At 43.2% G+C, this 19,297-nt stretch carries 12 protein-coding genes; 5 read left to right on the top strand and 7 right to left on the bottom strand.

All coding sequences use genetic code 11. The features are described 5' to 3' along the window. Positions 1–23: 23 nt before the first annotated feature. The 5 genes from P1X15_RS19375 to P1X15_RS19355 are packed head-to-tail and all read right to left on the bottom strand — an operon-like array spanning position 24 to position 8,609. Positions 24–1,331 carry a bile acid:sodium symporter family protein gene (locus P1X15_RS19375; RefSeq protein ID WP_277339789.1) on the bottom strand — a complete coding sequence of 436 codons (1,308 nt, stop codon included), beginning with the start codon at positions 1,329–1,331 and terminating at the stop codon, positions 24–26. Between the two features lie 37 nt (positions 1,332–1,368). Beyond that, positions 1,369–2,088: a D-lyxose/D-mannose family sugar isomerase gene (locus tag P1X15_RS19370; protein WP_277339788.1), complete on the bottom strand. Its 720-nt coding sequence runs from the start codon at positions 2,086–2,088 to the stop codon at positions 1,369–1,371. A 48-nt stretch (positions 2,089–2,136) separates the two neighbouring features. After that, positions 2,137–4,017, bottom strand: coding sequence for an exo-alpha-sialidase (locus P1X15_RS19365; protein WP_277339787.1), 1,881 nt, complete (start codon positions 4,015–4,017; stop codon positions 2,137–2,139). A 45-nt stretch (positions 4,018–4,062) separates the two neighbouring features. After that, positions 4,063–5,481: a RagB/SusD family nutrient uptake outer membrane protein gene (locus P1X15_RS19360; protein WP_277339786.1), complete on the bottom strand. Its 1,419-nt coding sequence runs from the start codon at positions 5,479–5,481 to the stop codon at positions 4,063–4,065. A 53-nt stretch (positions 5,482–5,534) separates the two neighbouring features. Beyond that, on the bottom strand, positions 5,535–8,609 hold the full coding sequence (locus P1X15_RS19355; RefSeq protein WP_277339785.1) for a TonB-dependent receptor: 3,075 nt from the start codon (positions 8,607–8,609) through the stop codon (positions 5,535–5,537). A 369-nt stretch (positions 8,610–8,978) separates the two neighbouring features. On the opposite strand from P1X15_RS19355, the gene P1X15_RS19350 reads away from it, so the two are divergent. The 4 genes from P1X15_RS19350 to P1X15_RS19335 all read left to right on the top strand — a co-directional run bounded on the left by P1X15_RS19350 (position 8,979) and on the right by P1X15_RS19335 (position 16,287). Further along, positions 8,979–9,998, top strand: a complete 1,020-nt coding sequence (locus tag P1X15_RS19350) for a LacI family DNA-binding transcriptional regulator (protein ID WP_277339784.1) — start codon at positions 8,979–8,981, stop codon at positions 9,996–9,998. Between the two features lie 209 nt (positions 9,999–10,207). Further along, positions 10,208–12,577, top strand: coding sequence for a PSD1 and planctomycete cytochrome C domain-containing protein (locus P1X15_RS19345; protein ID WP_277339783.1), 2,370 nt, complete (start codon positions 10,208–10,210; stop codon positions 12,575–12,577). Between the two features lie 38 nt (positions 12,578–12,615). Continuing rightward, positions 12,616–14,067, top strand: a complete 1,452-nt coding sequence (locus P1X15_RS19340; protein ID WP_277339782.1) for a DUF1501 domain-containing protein — start codon at positions 12,616–12,618, stop codon at positions 14,065–14,067. A gap of 60 nt (positions 14,068–14,127) precedes the next feature. Continuing rightward, a complete protein-coding gene (locus P1X15_RS19335) occupies positions 14,128–16,287 on the top strand; it encodes a c-type cytochrome domain-containing protein (RefSeq protein WP_277339781.1) in 2,160 nt (719 codons plus the stop codon). Positions 16,288–16,290: 3 nt separating this feature from the next. On the opposite strand, the gene P1X15_RS19330 is transcribed toward P1X15_RS19335, so the two are convergent. After that, the gene (locus P1X15_RS19330; RefSeq protein WP_277339780.1) at positions 16,291–16,713 is read right to left on the bottom strand and encodes a DUF2141 domain-containing protein; all 423 of its coding nucleotides are present in this window, start codon (positions 16,711–16,713) and stop codon (positions 16,291–16,293) included. Between the two features lie 249 nt (positions 16,714–16,962). On the opposite strand from P1X15_RS19330, the gene P1X15_RS19325 reads away from it, so the two are divergent. Beyond that, the gene (locus tag P1X15_RS19325) at positions 16,963–18,432 is read left to right on the top strand and encodes an MFS transporter (RefSeq protein WP_277339779.1); all 1,470 of its coding nucleotides are present in this window, start codon (positions 16,963–16,965) and stop codon (positions 18,430–18,432) included. Positions 18,433–18,496: 64 nt separating this feature from the next. On the opposite strand, the gene P1X15_RS19320 is transcribed toward P1X15_RS19325, so the two are convergent. After that, positions 18,497–19,180: a hypothetical protein gene (locus P1X15_RS19320; RefSeq protein ID WP_277339778.1), complete on the bottom strand. Its 684-nt coding sequence runs from the start codon at positions 19,178–19,180 to the stop codon at positions 18,497–18,499. Positions 19,181–19,297 lie beyond the last annotated feature (117 nt).

Genomic DNA, 19,297 nt, shown 5'->3' with positions numbered 1-19,297 from the left:
AGCCCCCTCCCCTCTCAAACAAATCAAGTTTTACTCAAAATTGGTTCTTCTACCTCCGAGGTGACGCTATCTGTAGGTTGCTTTTTAAACCAATTGGCTAAAGCCGAGCCAGTGACATTTTGTAAAGGCCCAAAAATAGCCGATGCAAGACCTACAGTGGCGACTTTGCCCATTTGTAATGCCAAGCCCGTAGCTACTCCCCCATTTTGCATTCCTACCTCAAACGCAATGGTACGACGATCTCGTTCGGGCAAACCAAACAGTAAAGCCGTAAAATATCCCACGCTCAATCCGATTAAATTGTGTAGTAAACAGGAAATAATCAGCCATCCCCCCACTTGCAAGAGATTGTCGCGCCCCGAGGCCGTAATGATAACAGTATTGATAACGATTCCCAACATCGCCATAAACGATAGCATATTTTCCAACTTCAATCGGCTCACTTTCTGTCTTTTGAAAACAATAGCACTTATCATGGGCAAGAGATAAAACCATCCGAAGGATTTCAATAGCGATACCGCTAGCCCCGTCATGTCCGATTTCATCACAAACATCATCAATAAGTTGACCACTATGATAAGCACAGCAAATCCTACTAGCTGCAATGTTCGGGCGCGTGGGGTTTCGTTGCCGAAATAAAAAAGATTAAAAATAAAACCTGCCACTATAGGGATGATAATCATGTTGGTAATATCAATCATCATATGGGCAATGTTCACTTCTACAAACTGTCCGGCTAGCCATTTCATCAAGAAAGGAGTCACAAAAGGCGAAAGAATGGTAGAACAGGCACCAATCGTTACGGCCAAAGCTAGATTGGCCTTTGACAAGTAAGACATTACATTGGAGGCCATTGCACTCGATACACAGCCTATCAAAATAACCCCTCCCGCAATCTCTGGTGGAAAACCAAACAAATGCGACAAGGTATAACCTACCAGAGGCATCACTATAAAATGACAAGCTATGCCGATGAGTACACCTTTTGGCATTTTTACGACTCCTCTAAAATCCTCAAAACTCATATGTGCCCCCATCCCAAACATGGTCAGTTGTACAAAAGGCACAATCAGGCGTTTAAGCTGGAAATCTCCTACCGTAAAAAAATACTGTGGATAAAACATGGCAAGACTCACCGCTGTCAGAATCCAAAGGGTGTAGGAAAATCCTTTTAGGCGTTCAAACCCTCTAAAAGCAAGTGCCAAACCAATGAGACCTATCAACACAAATGGACCAATCGCCACAAAATAATCGAGCATCCAAAAAACTCCTACACCAACCAAGGCGCATCCAGCCAAAATGAGCAAAACAATCGACAAACGATGAGGCATATTTTTTTTCTTTAAAATATTTTTCTACGCTTAAAAATCAACTTTCAACCACCGCGGCGGGGTATTCATGACATAAAAAACAATTTCTGGGTTCATCTTCTTCAATCTCCGGAAACCGTACTCCGTAATCAACCAAAAAGACGTTGTCGTTCCAGTCGTCGCATACGCTCGAAATCTCTGAACTAAGCGTATATCCTACTCCATCTACCCTCCATCCGGTACCTTCTTCGCCCCAAAATTGATGAATCGTCCGAGGATGAATCGTTAGGCTTTCTCCCGGACGCAAGCGCACAATGTCGCCTGGACCTAAACGGCGAGTACAACCATCTACCTGCGTCAGAAAGGTTTCGCTGGATGGATTGCCTTCTATATCGGCCTTGGTGAGCTGAACGAGTATATTCCCCCCCGCTCTACAAATAATATCCTCTCTTTTTGATAGATGAAAGTGAGCTGGAGCACGCTGATTTTCAGGGTCAATAAGCCATTTTTCGGCATATTGCTTGGGATACCCTTGCCGATTTAAACGCCCATTTCGAACCGTAAATAAAGTCCGACCAATATTATAAAAATCTTTACTACCAAAATCAGTCACATCCCAGCCAAGCATACAATCCCGAATTTCGTCGTATTCGGAGCCAGCGTCGAGCCACTGTTCTTCTGTCCAGTAAGCAAAAGAAGGTAGATAAACCCCAAAGTGTGCTACGACGGTTTTGGCCGTATGAACACTAGCATTTATCATGGAGCGTTTCAAGTTCATGAATTTTTGAGTTGGTTTTAAATGTGTATTTTCCTAAAAAAATGGTTTTTATCTTTTGTAAGCCCTATAATTTCCAATGGCTTCCGAGATAGTAAGCGCACGGTTGTAAATTGATAGTTGAGAGATTTTGCCGGTCAAATTTTTTCCAACCGTGAGCTGAGAAGCCCCTGCTGCCGATTTTAAATAAGGGCTAAAACGCCCCCACCCAAACTGTCGTGTCTCGCCTCCGTCGTTCAAGAGGCCATCTACCACAAAAGCCACGACTTTGGGTCCCCCATCTACTATTATACTTAGATAGTGGGGTTGATTTTCGGTCAGTAGTCCTTCATCACAAGCCCAAGATGATTGCATACGACCATCATTCATGACCAATTCCACCGTTTTTTGAGGGGTGATTTGTACATACCAACCTTTCCCTTGACTATCGCGGGCGTCTGCAAGTATCTGATTTGGGGTTGCTTTGTTTAAGGTAAATACCAAGTCAATTGTAAATCCATTCGGAACATTCATCCCTGGTTGCTCCAATTTTTGGGTATCCCGTTTATAAAAAACGGGTAACGTTGGTGCAGCAAGCGTATGTGGCAATCCTTCTTTTTGATATACCCAGTCTAATACTAACCCTTCTTTGGTTCGGGTACGATTGTCAAATTGCTCCCATAAACCGGCAAGCAGTTTATGGTCGATTTTGTGAATACGGGCAATATCTTTTTGGGTTTCAGTAATATAGTAATCCCCTTTTTCTTCTATCAAATCAGGGTAACTCATTCGAATGAGTGGGTCATCGTCGTACAGCAAGATTTCGGGCTGAGTCCATCTAATGATTTTCCCTTTGGGAGAATCGGCTTCTATACCGCCCATTAGCCAAGCAGGATTACGGTCTTCGTAAGCCATGTTACGGCGGTCGGGATGCTCTCTAATAAAACGCCCTCCGTGGTTGTGAAACCAATAGAGATATTTGCCATTTTCGCATTTCCAAGCAAAATTGGCCGCCCGTGGATGTTTTACTAACCTTCCGTTGTCGTAGCGAAGATATTGCGGCGGCTCCCATGTATGACCACCATCGCGGCTATAAGTATATACAGGGTGTCCATCGATAGTACGATAAACACAATAAAACGAGCCATCGCTTAGTACCACAAAATTCTGCTCTTCGGCAATTGGGCCACCCACCTTATCGGGTGTTCTGAGGCCAATATCTCCATCGGGAAGGGTATTCCAAGTAGCTTTGGTAGGGTCGCTAACAGTCAGTAAATCTGGGCTTCGCAGAAGTGCGCCCTCGCTTGATGTAAAAAAACCAACGCCAAAGCCGCCTACTTTATGCACTGGTACAAAGGCGACCCCTCGATAAGTAAAGGCTCTCCCCACATTCCAAAAATATTGGATTGTACCACCATACGGATTTTTCCGATCAATTTCGAAGTTACGAATCGGAATTCTAACCCTCTGAGGAGACCATGTTTTTCCGTTGTCGTCAGAGTATTTAAACACAAAATATCCTTGACTATCTACCCGTTTCACCAAGCCGTCCTTATAAGGAGGATTATCTGCTTTGACTGCTCGAATATTATCAGTGTTGTGATTATAAAATACAAACACCCGTCCAGAAGGAGCTTTAAGCAAAACGGCATACGAAGCTTCGGGGCCATCGGCAGGCTCCACTTCTCGCTTGTCCACCCAAGTTTTGCCTTGATCAAAACTTCGTTGGGTGATGATGTGCTGCCCCGATGCCCCTTCGTGTCCCGAGCCAGTAGTCAGTACGCACAGCCAAGCCCCGTCGTTGGTTTTGACAATATAAGGTTGGTCACTGTAGGTTTCGTCAGGAATGATGCTACCCGCAGTCAGGTTTCGGCCGTCTTGACCATATACTCCCTGTTGTACTAGTATCCACAATCCCAAAATAAGGTGCGTTTTTCGGAAGTTTAAAAACATACAACAACGTTTTTTTAGTAAAATTGAAAATAGTATACCCCCTCTTTAATACCCGGGATTCTGAGGTAATAAGTTAGGATTAAGCATGATTTCAGTATAAAATACTGGCATAAAGGCTTTTTTATCTACTCCCAAAACCGCTTTTACGCGACCAGTGCGGAGTAAGTCATACCAGCGATGCCCCTCAAAACAAAGCTCGACAAAACGCTCCTGCTCTATCGCGGTAAGCAAGTCATTTTTTGAAGTTGCGGTAGTATTGCTCAACCCAGCCCTATTGCGAATACGGTTGATGAGTGCTGCCGCTTCGGCTGTTTTTCCAAGTTGAGCCAAAGCTTCGGCCTGCATCAAAATAACATCGGCCAAACGCAAAAAGATGAAATTGCTATCGCTAAACCGTGCACTTCCTACTACAGTACCCGTATATTTAGCTACTGTGGGGAGATTAGGGAACTGGTCTGTTGTGGGATTACTGTAAAAAATACTAGCCGTTTTTCGAAGATCCCCCGCTTCAAAAGCCTCTACTAGTTTTGGGGTGGGAATCAGCGTTTGGTTTCCGCCTGTTTGGACTTTACTACTACGAGGCAAAAAGTAAGAAGCCAGTGCATTGGTTTCTTGGTTGTTATAATTGTACTGTAGCTCAAAAATAGATTCAACGGTATTTTTAGCGGTGAAAATCGATCCATAATTGGCTCCCGATACCAAAGCATAGGTGGTATTGGCGAGTACTTTATCTGCATAATCGCTAGCTAACTGCCACTCGTTGGTTTGGAGATAAGAACTTCTCCATAAATACACTTTACACAACAATGCTTGAGCGGCTCCCCGCGTGGCTCTTCCTCGGGTTTCGATATTGGAGGCATAAGCCACCGGCAATAAGGTCTCCGCCTGCTTGAGATCCGTGACGACTTGCTCCAGTACTTTATCGGCAGGAGTACGAGAAGGCTGCAAATCTTTGTCCAATGAGAGCGTAGGCTCTACTATCAACGGAACTGCTCCCCATATACGTACAAGATTAAAATAATGAAACGCTCTCAAAAAATATCCTTCTCCCATGATCCGATTTTTTACGCTCGTGATAGTAGGGCTTTTGATGGTAGGGACCTGAGCTAAAACATTATTTACTTTGTTGATTCCGTTATAGAATTTAGCCCAGTTGCCGTTCCCACTACTACTGCTGATGTTGTCTTTCTGAAACTCCAGCATATCGGGGTCAGTAGCGCCGATAGCCTCTAAGGGGATTTTGAGATTGTCGGCACGGGCATCTCCCCACGCAATCCGACGCACTTCGTCGCCTTGTAAAGCGTCATAACAGGCCAACACCGCCGCTTCAGCATCGGCTGCTGTTTGAAAAAAGGAACTTTGGGTCAAAGCACTCAAGGGCTTTTGGTCAAGAATCGAATCTGTACAACTGCTAAATATCCCTAATGCAGTTCCGATAAAAATAGTATATATGAATTTTTTCATGCGCTTTGTTCATTTACAAACTAGTCAATATGATGGTCAACCAGTAAGAGTTTTTAAAATCCTAAATTTATACCACAAGTAATGGTACGTACCTGTGGATAAGTACCCAAGTCAATACCTTGCAACAAGGGCAGCCCTGTCCGAAAATTTGCTTCAGGGTCCATACCCGAATACTTCGTAAAAGTGAAGAGGTTTTGTCCAGATACATAGATGCGTGCATTATCGACTCCAAGTTTTTTTAGAAGTACCGCAGGCACTGTATAGCCCAAAGTAGCGGTTTTTACGCGTAAATAGGAACCATCTTCTATCCACCGCGTAGATACTAGGCCATTTCTGCCGATAGTACTAGGGGTACCTCTTGGTACATCAGTGACATCACCTTCTTTGCGCCAGCTTCGAAGCACTTCGGTAGTAGCGGCATTATAAACAAAACTGCGGTTGGATGATTGTCGGGTTTGGTTGTAGATATCATTGCCATACGAAGCCTGTAGGAAGATTGATAAATCGAAGTTTTTGAACGTAAAATTATTGGTTAGCCCAGCGATAAATTTAGGATTCGCATTCCCAATGATCGTCCTATCAGCATCATTGATAACCCCATCTCCATTCAAATCTTTGTAAATCATATCACCAGCCACATATAAAGGTCCTGTAGGGCTACCATCTCTCATATTAGCAGCCTTGGCTTCATCGGTCGTAGCATATACTCTATCTGTGTATACATATCCATAAAAAACACCAATAGGCTGCCCCAATCGCCCTATTCCCACTGGACTTGTACTGAAGAAAGTAGCATCCGAACTTGTCTGGATGATATCGGCATTGTTGTTGGAGAGTTTTATGATTTTGTTTTGATTGAATGAAATATTGAAACTTGAATTCCATTTCAATCCTTTCACCGCCCCCGTAATATTCTGAGCAGAAATACTAAACTCTAAACCCTTATTTTGGGTATCGCCAACATTTTGTAACGCAGAACTAAACCCTGAAGTAGTCGGTAGATTTACGAGTAAAAGTAAATCTTTGGTCTTTTTTAAATAGGCATCTGCCGTAAAATGGAGGCGATTACTAAACAACGAAAAATCGACCCCAACATCAGATTGAGTAGTTGACTCCCAACTCAGATTAGGATTAGGAATCGCCGAAAGAGCAATACCCGCTTTACCTACATAATTGCTTCCTGTGCTATACAAACCCTGCGCACCAAAATCACTAATCGACTGATTGCCAACTACTCCAATACTTGCTCGCACTTTCAAATCATTGATAAATGTCAAATTTCGCATAAATGACTCTTCTGACAATCTCCAACCCACCGATACCGACGGAAACAAACCATAACGCTTGTCGGCACCAAACCGAGAGGAACCATCCCGACGGAGAGTAGCAGTGATGAGGTATCTATCATTGAAACTATAATTGAAGCGCGTATAAAATGAGACCAATCCCCACGAAGACTTACTGCTTGAGGCTGCCGTAGGAGTGGCGGCAGCATTTAGGGTAGTGATATTGTCGGTAGCACCTTGATTTCCCGCCGCCGAAAGATTAAAGATTTTGGAAGCCTGAACACTATAACCAAGCAAGCCCGATACACTATGCTTACCGAAGGATTGGGCATAATTAAGGGTATTTTCGCTAATCCAAGTAAATACATCCCCGTACGAAGCAGTGGCAGGGCGTGCTGCACCTCCTTGAATACTACTAGGTGTGAAGCGTTCGTCGCGCGTTCCCGAATAATCGATATTTAAAGTAGAGCGAAAACTCAAGCCTTTTCCAATATCATAATCTCCGTATATATTTCCTACTAAGCGATTGTTGATTGTAAACCATGAAGTGAGGTTGGCTAGCCCAACGGGATTGGGTCGCTGGATTTGATCAACAAAAGTATAATTACCATCAGCGCCATAAACGGGCGAAAAAGGCAGCATCCTCATGGCATTGGTAATCACCGCATTGAGGTCGTCTCCTTCGGGTACTCTGTCTCTTTTTGCTGTTGACAATAAAATATTGGCTCCTGTTTTAAAGCGATTAGACGCCTGATGGTCAATACTAAACCGCCCCCTGTAAGTATCAAATCCTGAGCTTATTACGACTCCTTTTTGATTAAAATACCCCAAACTTGCCGCGTAAGTTGTTTTGTCATTTCCTCCTCTCAATGATAGCTCATAATTGGAGATAGCACCTTGCCGATACATTTCATCTTGCCAATTGGTATTATATACGGCTTTGCCGTCTCTAAAAAGTGTATCTAGTCCTAAGCGAACCTCCGCTGTACCTGCGTTGGCATTGGCATTCAAGATATAATCTCGCTCTTGATAAGCATCCAACATCGGAATTTGTCGACCCACATCCATTATGCCAGTATAGGCACTCACATTAAAACTGGTTTTGCCTGATTTGCCGCGCTTTGTAGTTACGATAATGATTCCGTTTGCGCCTCTTGCCCCATAGATAGCCGTAGCTGAAGCATCTTTGAGTACTTCTATCGACTGAATATCATTGGGATTGACTACATTGATATCCCCCGTAATCGGTACTCCATCTACAATATAAAGGGGGTCATTGCCTGCATTTAAAGAAGTAACCCCTCTAATCCTTACATTAGGCGTAGCCCCTGGTGAACCACTATTTTGCACAATCTGTACCCCTGCCACGCGGCCTTGTAATGCTTCAAGTGGCCCTCTTACAGGTATATTTTCAAGCTCTTTCCCCTTTATAGAAGCTACGGCTCCCGTAAGGTCTTTTCGCTGCTGAGTACCATAGCCTACTACTACGACCTCAGTGAGTGCTTTCACATCGCTTTTTAGCACCATATTGATGATAGTTTGGCCTCCTACAACTATCTCTTGCTTATCGTATCCTACCGAGCTAAACACCAAAATAGCATCGCTATTAGGAAAACTCAGGCTGTATTCTCCACTAGCATTTGTAGTGGTACCGATGGTGGTTCCTTTGACTGTTACGCTCACTCCCGGAAGAGTTTCGCCATTTTCGGAAGATACTACTCCCTTGACTGAAATCGCATTAGAAGGTCGGTGCCCTCCTCCCCACGCCCACAAGGGTGCTTGGGTAACGAACATGCCAATTAGTACAAGCAGATACACTGCAGGGTTTAGAAGTTTATTCATATACATTTCAAATTGGAATAATTATAAAAATTCATTAAATTTCACTTTCTCTCCATTGTATTTATCACCTACATAATCCATTCTAAAAAGGGGATTAACTACAAAGCTTGTTGTTGAAGTTATAGGAAAACAATCACAGTAGTCAAGGAAAATTGACTATTTCAGAGTTTTTTTTGTGAAAAAACGTTATCGGAAACGTTGCCGAAAATTCTATTGAAGAATTAATTTGGAGAAAAATTCTTAAAGAGCTAAATCGAAAGCATGAACTACCAAGGCCAAAAGGAGAAGAAGCAAAAACTATCGTCTCAACCCTAATGCCTACAAAAAGTGCAAAAATGGAGATGTTAATACCTTTGTTTAAGCTTGTATATGAGAAACAAACAACCAACCATTTGGGACATCGCTATTAAACTCAACGTCTCTATCTCGACTGTTTCAAGAGCATTACGCAATGCCCCCGACATAAACCCAGAGACTAAGAAAGCTGTGCTAGAGCTAGCACAAGAGCTAGATTACCAGCCCAATACAATTGCGACAAGTCTACGAAAAAACAAAACCAATATTATTGGGGTGATGGTGCCGGAGTTTGTGCATGCTTATTTCCCTAATGTCATACTTGGCATTCAAGAAGTAGCCAATGCAGAAGACTATAAGGTTATGATCATGCAATCTGCGGAATCATTGGAAATTGAAAAGCATAATCTACAGGCTATGATGTCGAGCAGAGTAGAAGGACTCATCTTGGCCATCACCCGAGAAACCAACGACTATGGGCACATTATATCCGCCCAACGCAAAGGACTTCCAATCGTTTTCTTTAATAGAATTGTGGACGAACTACCTGGCTCTAAAGTGATGGTTAATGATTATCAAGGGGCATTTATGGCCGTTGAACATTTGATTCAGACGGGTTGTCGGCGGATAGCTCACCTTGCAGGCCCCCAAAATCTGACCATCGGTCGCAACCGACTCAATGGCTATTTGGATGCGTTGAAAACTTATCAACTCCCCATTGAAGAATCTTTGATAATGCCTTGCAATTTTGAAGAAGGCAAAACCCGAATGTACACTCAAGCGCTACTCAACCAAACCAATCGCCCTGATGCGCTATTTGCCGTCAATGATCCAACCGCTATCGAAGCCTTAATCTGTATTCAAGAAAATGGGATGAATATTCCGGAGCATATTTCTTTGGTTGGTTTTTCAAATGCACCTCATAGTGCTTTCATCACACCTCCGATGACATCAGTTGTACAGCCTCTCCATGAGATAGGCCGTCATGCAGCCGAGTTGCTGATTCGACAACTTAATGAAGGAACCCATTTTATACCCGAAACTCATACCTTAGATGCCAAACTAGTGATTAGAAAATCAACTCGCAAAGCTTGAAATTTATCTTGTGCACAACTATACTCTCCCTCTAAGTCAACCCACTTTTGTCTAGGTTAACTATCATTCCAAATTATTTTAGTAGCTTATAACAAGATTCTCTTCATCCAAATATTATCCAAAAAAATCACGCTAATTGTGCAAAAATTAGTTTTTAATTTTTTTTAAAATATATTTGCACTTATTATAAACTGTTGCCCTTAACTGACGTGAGACCTTTTGCTAGAGTGATTCCTTTCTTGCTCAACAACAAGCTTTTAGTAGCTACTGTAGTGGCTGTTTCTTATATCACCACAGCTTGCTTTCTCAATCGAGGAAATGCTTCTGCGGCAGCAATCCCTGATGAGGTGGATTATAATTACCACATCCGGCCTATTCTTTCTGATCGATGTTTTAAATGCCACGGCCCCGATGCCAATAAGCGCGAAGCAGACCTGCGCCTCGATACCGAAGCGGCGGCATATGCGGCCTTGAAAGATAATCCCAAACTTCATGCTATCGTACCCGGCAAACCTGACCAATCGGCAGTTTGGTTGAGAATCGTTACTAAAGATACGGCCGAAATCATGCCTCCTCTGGAATCTAATCTCAAACTTACTGATCACGAAATTGCACTTATTGAGAAATGGATAAAACAAGGTGCCAAATACAAACCTCACTGGGCATTTATCGCTCCTTCTAGCCCCAAGCTTCCACAAGTCAATGAAGAATCATGGCCAAAAAATGAGATTGATTATTTTACGTTGGCCAAAATGGAAGAAAAAGGCCTTGCCCCCAACGAAGAAGCCGACAAAGAACGTTTGCTCAAAAGAGCAGCGCTTGATATTACAGGTTTGCCGCCTAGCCTAGATTTGCAAGAACGTTTCTTGAAAGATAAATCAGAAAATGCCTACGAAAAAGCCGTTGACGAACTTCTGAAAAGTAAACATTATGGTGAAAAAATGGCGATTCCTTGGCTAGATGCCGCTCGCTACGCCGACTCTCATGGCTATCAAGACGACGGCCTCCGTACCATGTGGCCTTGGCGCGATTGGGTAATTCATGCTTTTAATCAAAATTATGGTTACGACAAATTTCTCACTTGGCAGTTGGCAGGAGATTTGCTGGTAAAGCAGCAAGGCAAACGCTACGACGATCCTACTGCCAAAGAAATTATGCTGGCAACGGGTTTTAATCGAAATCATAAAATCACCCAAGAAGGCGGGGTAATAGATGAAGAATACCGCATCGAGTACGTCACCGACCGCACCAATACGTTTGGAAAAACATTTTTGGCGCTTACCTACGAGTGTGCCAAATGCCACGATCACAAATATGACCCTATCTTACAAAAGGATTATTATAGTGCTTTTGCATTTTTTAATCAAGTGCCAGAAAAAGGGCTTTTTGGTACCATAGACGCCAATTTTGCCGACCCTCCCAACATGAAAATCACAACCCAAGATGTGAAAGACATCTTGAAGTTTGTGAACAAAACGGATACAGCCGCAGTGATGGTGATGGTAATGCAAGACCTTGATACCCTGCGATCTACTCACATCCTCAATCGTGGCAATTATGATCAGCCTACCAATGAAGTAGCGGCCAACATGCCCAATTTCATCATGCCTTTTAATTCCAAAAAATACCCCCAAAATCGTTTGGGGCTTGCGCAATGGATGCTCGAGTCCAAAAACCCTCTAACAGCTCGGGTATTTGTGAATCGTATTTGGCAAGAATTTTTCGGACGCGGTATCGTCAAAACTGTTGGTGATTTTGGAATGCAGGGAGAGCTGCCTTCTCATCCCCAATTGCTAGACTGGTTGGCAGTAGATTTTCGCACCCACGGCTGGGATATCAAACGCCTCATAAAACAAATCGTAATGTCGGCCACCTATCGGCAATCATCACGTATTACCAAAGACCATCTCGCCAAAGACCCTGAGAATGTTTTCCTTGCCCACTCTCCTCGTATGCGCCTCTCTGCCGAGCTTGTACGCGACTTGGTACTATCAAGTAGCGGCCTACTCAATCCCGAAATTGGCGGGCCAAGTGTGAAACCTTATCAACCCAAAGGACTCTGGGAATCGGCTACTTCAGGCCGTGGAATTCTCAAAACTTACATCCAAGACCACGGCGATAGCCTCTACCGACGGGGTATGTATGTATTTATCAAACGTACCGTACCACCACCTAGCATGTTGATTTTTGATGCTAGTAACCGTGACCAATGTGAAGTAAAGCGCTCACGTACCAATACACCTCTGCAAGCCCTTGTCATGCTCAACGACCCCGTTGTGCATGAATCGGCGCGCGTATTGGCAGAGAAGCTCTCCCTCGAAAAAACTTCTACCGAAGCTAAAATCACCAAAGCCTTTCGACAAATCGTATGCCGACAGCCCCAATCCAAAGAACTTTCAGTAATTCAGAAATATTTTGAGGAAGAAAAAATGGCTCTTGCTAAAGACCCCAAAAAAGTAACAAAAGTGCTTAGTATCGGAGAAAAACCTCAAAGTCGTCTTCCTGACCGAGCTTCTGTAGCGGCTTTAATGCAAACTATTTTGATGGTGTACAACCTCGAAGAAACCATCATGCGATAATTGATTGCCTCATCTGTGACTTCAATACCATAAAAGATATGAAAGAGTTTTTAGAAAACCGTTTCAACATCACTCGTCGGCATTTTTTGGGTAAAATGACGGCAGGCATCGGCAGCGTCGCCCTTGGCTCTCTGCTCGTACCAGATTTGTTTAAAGGCAACGGCGACGACTCAGATACCCTGCCTTTAGGAATTCCGCATTTTGCCCCCAAAGCAAAGCGGGTCATTTATTTATTCCAAAATGGTGCGCCTTCTCAATATGAGAGTTTTGAATATAAACCTTTGCTCAATAAAATGGCCGGCGAAGAGCTTCCCGCCTCCATTAGAATGGGGCAACGCCTCACTGGAATGACTGCCAACCAAGCCAAATTCCCCTTGGTGGGTTCTAAATTTCAGTTTGCCCAGTATGGGCAGTCAGGTATGTGGATGAGTGAATTGTTTCCCAATATCGCTGGCATCGTGGATGATATTTGCATGATTAAAACCATGAACACCGAGGCCATCAACCACGACCCTGCACTTACTTTCATGCAGACAGGTGCCCAACAAGGCAACCGCCCTAGTATGGGCGCTTGGGCAAGCTATGGGCTAGGGAGTGAAAACAAAAACTTACCAGCATTTTCGGTGCTTTTGTCACGTGGGAAAGGCAACGGCCAAGGGGTTTATTCCAAATTATGGACCAACGGCTTCTTAGACTCTATTCATCAAGGCGTGGTTTTTAGCAGTGGAGAAGAGCCTATTCTTTACCTCAACGACCCCGCTGGAACTGACCGAGCCGCTCGCCGCAAAATGCTTGACAATCTATCAGAACTGAATAGCATGGCTTTCGACGATTTTGGCGACCCCGAAATCAACGCTAAAGTACAACAATACGAAATGGCCTACCGAATGCAAACGGCCGTGCCAGAACTTACCGACTTCTCCAAAGAACCTGACCATATCATCAAAATGTACGGCCCCGAATGCCTCGTACCAGGCACTTTTGCGGCCAATTGCCTCTTAGCTCGTAAATTGTCGGAAGCAGGAGTACGATTTGTACAGCTTTATCATCAAGGCTGGGACCAACATGGCAATATGGTGGGTGAAATGCCGCTACAAGCCAAAGACACCGACCGTGCCTCGGCAGCTCTTATCAAAGATCTCAAACAGAGAGGTCTCCTCGACGAAACGCTTGTTATCTGGGGAGGAGAGTTTGGACGTACCAATTATAGCCAAGGTACCGCCACTCAAGACAATTATGGCCGCGACCATCACCCGCGTGCTTACTGTACTTTTATGGCAGGTGGTGGGGTAAAACCGGGATTTGTTTATGGTGAAACCGACGATTTTGGCTACAACATCGTGCGTGATCCCGTACATATCAACGACTTTCATGCTACGGTTTTACACTTGATGGGTCTTAATCATGAAAAACTTACTTACAAACATTTAGGGCGCCGCTACCGCCTTACCGACGTAGCCGGAAAAGTGATTCCAGGCTTAATTGCCTAATCCTTGTAGTCGTTTTTGGCCGTCTGACTGCAACAAAAACCTTAACATTGACCCTTGAAAATGCCTCGTTTCCAAACCCTAGTTTCTTATTTATTACTAGTTATCCACACCTTACTGGTGTTTTTGTTGATATTTCAAGAAAAAGTAACCATTCCTAGCTGGCTCCAACCCCTCGGGCGAATGCATCCCGCCATCTTGCATTTACCAATTGGGCTTTTGATTTTGGTGGGTTTACTTTGGGTATTTAGGAAAGAATTTGAGGGAGTACAGTTTGCCAAAATTTTTGGTTTTATTTTATCTTTTTCGGCATTTACCGCAGCCTTGGCCGCGCTGATGGGCTTTTTTTTGTCACGTGAAGAAGGTTATACAGCCGAACTGCTCAATTGGCACAAATACACTGGTATAGGTTTGAGCTTTCTGATGTATGGCCTAGTGCTACTTCACCAACAGTACGTTTACCGTAAAGTTCTTTTCAATGTCTTTTTAGGAGTTAGTTTGGTTGTTTTGATGGTTACGGGTCATTTTGGAGCGAGTCTTACCCACGGAGAAGATTATCTTTTCCCTTCCCAAAACCAAGAAAACACGCCCTTTACTTTCGATGAAAATACGCCTATTTTTGAAGCAGCCATCCAGCCTATTTTGAAAGCCAAATGTTATCAATGTCATAACGAACAAAAAACCAAAGGCGACCTGCTAATGACTACGATAGCAGGGCTGCTCAAAGGCGGAAAAAATGGGCCGATTTGGGTAGCCAACGATGCCCTCAATAGCCATATCATTCAGCGCGCAAACTTGCCGCTTGATGATAAAAAACACATGCCTCCCAAAGGCAAACCTCAACTCACCCCCCAAGAAGTGGGCATCATTACGGCATGGATTCAAAATGGGGCAGATGCCAAAAAATCACTCAAAGCGCTGCCCGCCAACGACCCTCTCAAAAGTTTGATAGAGGCATTTTTAAAGAAGCCCTCCAACGCCCCTTCTCCTCAACAATATACTTTTGATGCTGCTTCCGAAAGCACAATCCAAAAACTCAACAATCCATTTAGGGTTATTTTTCCTATAGCTAACAACTCTCCCGCACTCCAAGCTGATTTTTTTGTGAGACAAGCTTATAAAGCTGAGCAGTTGGGCGAATTGAGCGAAATAAAAACACAACTCGTAGCATTGAATTTGTCAAACATGCCCATCAAAGATGATGACTTAGCCACGATTAGTAAACTAGAAAACCTAGAAAGACTCAACCTAAACAATACTGACATTTCAGGGGCTACACTTTCCAAACTGGAGGGGTTATCTAAACTCAAATCACTCTCCTTGTCGGGTACGAAAGTAAGCGCTAAAGCCCTCCAATTTTTATCTAAATTACCACAATTAGAGGAAGTGTTTATTTGGAATACCCAAGTCTCAGAAACAGACCTTGCAAGTTTACAAAAACAAATTCCTAAGCTTAGGTTTGAATTAGGCTATGTACCAAAAGCTTCCGAAGTCTTAAAGCTCAATGCACCTATTTTAGTAAATGAGAATTTTGTACTTTCTGAAACAGACCTAGTGACCTTCAAACATCCGCTCAATGGAGTCATTATCCGCTATACGATCGATGGTTCTAATCCAGATACCCTCTCTTCGCCGATTTTCAAAACTCCTTTTAGGCTTACAAACCCCTATACGGTAGTGAAAGCACGGGCAATGAAAAATAATTGGTATGCAAGCGATGTTATTGAAATTCCCTTTTTCAAAGGCACTTATCGCCCTTCATCGGTAGAGTTGCTCAAAGAACCTAATCCTACCTACAAAGGCGAAGGTTCGCATACGCTTATCAATCGTAAAAAAGGCGACCCTAATGATTTTAAAAATCCTGCGTGGCTAGGCTACCGCGAAAGCCCCTTTGAAGCCCTTTTTACTTTTGCTCAACCTACTCCTATCAAAATAGTAACTTTGAGCCTTGGTATCAACATCGGTAACTCGATTTTCCCTCCCACTTCGGTCGAAATTTGGGCAGGGTCTGACAAAAACAGCCTTAGTCTTGTCCAAAAAATCCAACCTACAGCTCCTCAAAAAGTAGAAGCTGCTCGGATACAAGCTATTGAAAGCCAACTAAAAGAAGGAAAATATGGGGCTATAAAAATAATAGCTCGCCCCATAGGAAAGTTGCCTGAATGGCATTCAGGCAAAGGCCAACCAGGATGGGTTTTTGTAGATGAAGTGTTCTTCAACTAATAGCTAATTCAACAACTTGATTTTGAGGACTGAAGAGCCATTGTCTTTGACTTCAAAGGCGCAGTCCTCAAATTTAGGTCCCGTAAAAATAGGGCGATAATTGTTGCTAAATCCAAAAGGCTCTTTGGGATATCCTACAAAATTCTTATCTAATTTCCAGTTGTCGTTGGTATCATGATAGAGCGCCAATGCATACCGCCCTGGTGGTAGCGACATCACCGTTCGTTCTTCCTTTTTCCCACCTACGGGTACCATTTGCCCAAAATCTGGCTTAGTATAGGTACTCCCAAAAGTACTACCTTCTCTAAAAACTCCCACCCGCAATGTACCTGTAGTATGGCGAATGTTGGAAATTTCGAGGGTAAGTTTGGTTTCGTTTGTTGAAAACAACAAAGTGCTTAATAAACTTAAAAACAATGACTCCATACTCGGGCTGCAATAATCTTTAAAAGATTTAGAATAGATATTTTAAGGCGTCAGATAATTTTTTCCTAATTTACTAACTAAAAGCCATTATTGGTTGTTTAAAGCCTTCCCTTATTATTATTTTCATCCAAATTTTTATGGCTTAAATATAAGTCAGGCGTTTGCAATTCGTGACGAAATGCCTATAATTGCGAAACGACTTTTGAGGGTTTTTATTGGAAGCCTTCAAATTCAAAACCATCTTAACCTATGATAAAAAAAGACAAGCCAAATTTATCATTTTGGCAAATTTGGAACATGAGTTTTGGCTTTTTGGGTATCCAATACGGCTTTGGATTACAACAAGCAAATATGAGTCCAATTTTCCGGTACTTAGGTGCCGACGAAGCTTCTATACCCGGTTTGTGGCTTGCAGGCCCTCTTACAGGGTTATTATTACAACCTATTATCGGGGCTATTTCTGACCGTAGTTGGTCACCTACTTGGGGACGGCGGCGGCCTTTTATTTTAGCTGGTGCACTTTTAGGGAGCATTGCGATGATTATGATGCCCAATTCGTCGGCAGTGTGGATGGCCGCGGGCTTGATGTGGATTTTGGATGCGGGTCTCAATTCTGCCATGGAACCTTTTAGGGCTTTTGTGGGCGACATGCTCAACGAAAAGCAACGTCCGCTCGGATTTGCCGTCCAATCTTTTTTTGTGGGTTTTGGCCAAACACTCGCCAATCTAATGCCCTACATTCTACCTCTTTTGGGAGTTTCGATGGTCTTAAGTGATGAGCAACTTTCCAACGGGATTCCTAATTCGGTGCGCTATCCTTTCTATATTGGCGGAGCTTCTATTTTGTTAGCAGTCTTTTGGACCATGCGCACCACCAAAGAGTATCCTCCCGAAAACGATGATTATAAGAAAGCCCATGTTTTTACAGAGGAAGAAAAAAAATCAATATCGTTTTGGCACTTAGCATTAGCAGTTGGCGGAGCTATCTTAGCTTTTGGCTTTGCTTATTTTTCTGGAGGTCTGGCCAATGGACTTAAGTGGGGTGTAGGCGTACTTGCGGGAAGTTATCTCGTTCTGATGCTACCCGTTTTCAAAGAGATACTGGCCCCTCTTTCTTCCATGCCTACCGTAATGAGACAGCTGTGGTGGGTCAAGTTTTTTACATGGTATGGCCTTCCTTTGATGTGGCAATATTTATCATTAGCGGTGGCAAAGTATGCATTTTTAGCTCCTGACGCTGTTTCTAATCCTAAGGGCTTTGAGGAAGGCACCAAATGGGGGGGATTGTGCTTTGCCATGTTTAGTGTTTCTTGTGCGGTGATTTCGTTTCTTATTCCACGCATTGCCAAAGCCGTAGGCAGCAACCGCGCCACCCATGCTTTATTTATGTGTATTGGTGCATCAGGATTTTTTATGACTTTGCTTTCAAACGATAAAATGATCTATTTGATAGGCATGACTATCATCGGGCTGATGTGGGGTTCTATTATGTCGATGCCTTATCTAATGCTAGCGGCGGCTGTACCCAAAGAACGGATGGGAGTGTATATGGGTATTTTCAATGGTTTTATTTGTGTACCTCAGTTTATCGGGATGTTGACAGTCCCTCTTTTTTACAAAACTTTGCTAGGTGACGACCCTCGCAATGCCCTTGTACTGGCAGGAATATGTATGCTTTTGGCCGCTGGATCTTGTTTTTTGGTAAAAGAATCTAAATAAGCGATTAGATTATACAAAAAGCCTCGTGAATAAACTTCACGAGGCTTTTTGTATATGCACTTTTTTATTTTTTTCTAAAATTATAGCCCAAGGTCACAAAGAATATTTGGGATTCTGTACCTGCGTACGGTCTGCTTCCTCCTTCCGAAAAGGAGGGGTTCAAGAAATCGTTGAGATAATACTGGAATTTAAGGCCAAATCCATTTTTGGCTTGGAATCCTGCAAACACTGCTGGCATGAATTGATTGGTACGATTGCTAAACCACTCATTAAACTTATCAACTTTTTCACCGTTGATAAATGTTTTTTGTTTGAAATTGATAGCAAACCCCGCTTCTGCGCCCCCATATACATAAAACTCGCGGAGATTACCGATTTTGATGCCTACCGGAATTCCAACCGAATACACCCGTTGTTTAAGTTTGAATTTGTCAGTTTTGACAGTTCCCACGATTTCTTCTTCCGTAATCATCCCAATATTGGTAAGGTTAAGCCCGCCGAAAAGCCCAAAGTTGTTGCCTAAATCAATATTGGCATTGGTTCCCATGTTAAAAAATAACGTAAAACGGGGGATAGTTCCGATTTCATCTCCATTGCGCGAAACCTTCGCAAACGACAAAACAGCACCATTACCTCCGTGAGTGTAGTACACTTTAGAGTTTTCTTTGGTAGTAGCTTGAGAGTCGCTATCTTGAGCGGCTACGTTGAAAGCAATAGCGAGTGCGAGTACTGTGAATAATCTTTTCATGGCTGTAAAACGATTTTGTTTAGTTAAGATTGATTTTCGTAAGCAAGATGCAAGGAGTAAGGGACAGGGTGACATGTAAGAGGACAAACGGATTTTTTTCTTGATAAAACCCTCAAA

Source organism: Runella sp. MFBS21, assembly GCF_029433105.1.
In the GTDB taxonomy this organism is placed as follows: Bacteria; Bacteroidota; Bacteroidia; order Cytophagales; family Spirosomataceae; genus Runella.
The sequence above is the reverse complement of the archived record's forward strand: the minus strand, read 5'-3'. Positions and strand labels throughout refer to the sequence as shown.

Excerpts from the sequence above, each read along its gene's own strand:
- P1X15_RS19355 (WP_277339785.1), bottom strand. The coding sequence starts at position 8,609 with ATGAATAAACTTCTAAACCCTGCAGTGTATCTGCTTGTACTAATTGGC.
- P1X15_RS19375 (WP_277339789.1), bottom strand. The coding sequence starts at position 1,331 with ATGCCTCATCGTTTGTCGATTGTTTTGCTCATTTTGGCTGGATGCGCC.
- P1X15_RS19335 (WP_277339781.1), top strand. The coding sequence starts at position 14,128 with ATGCCTCGTTTCCAAACCCTAGTTTCTTATTTATTACTAGTTATCCAC.
- P1X15_RS19325 (WP_277339779.1), top strand. The coding sequence starts at position 16,963 with ATGATAAAAAAAGACAAGCCAAATTTATCATTTTGGCAAATTTGGAAC.
- P1X15_RS19330 (WP_277339780.1), bottom strand. The coding sequence starts at position 16,713 with ATGGAGTCATTGTTTTTAAGTTTATTAAGCACTTTGTTGTTTTCAACA.
- P1X15_RS19350 (WP_277339784.1), top strand. The coding sequence starts at position 8,979 with ATGAGAAACAAACAACCAACCATTTGGGACATCGCTATTAAACTCAAC.
- P1X15_RS19360 (WP_277339786.1), bottom strand. The coding sequence starts at position 5,481 with ATGAAAAAATTCATATATACTATTTTTATCGGAACTGCATTAGGGATA.
- P1X15_RS19365 (WP_277339787.1), bottom strand. The coding sequence starts at position 4,017 with ATGTTTTTAAACTTCCGAAAAACGCACCTTATTTTGGGATTGTGGATA.
- P1X15_RS19320 (WP_277339778.1), bottom strand. The coding sequence starts at position 19,180 with ATGAAAAGATTATTCACAGTACTCGCACTCGCTATTGCTTTCAACGTA.
- P1X15_RS19340 (WP_277339782.1), top strand. The coding sequence starts at position 12,616 with ATGAAAGAGTTTTTAGAAAACCGTTTCAACATCACTCGTCGGCATTTT.
- P1X15_RS19370 (WP_277339788.1), bottom strand. The coding sequence starts at position 2,088 with ATGAACTTGAAACGCTCCATGATAAATGCTAGTGTTCATACGGCCAAA.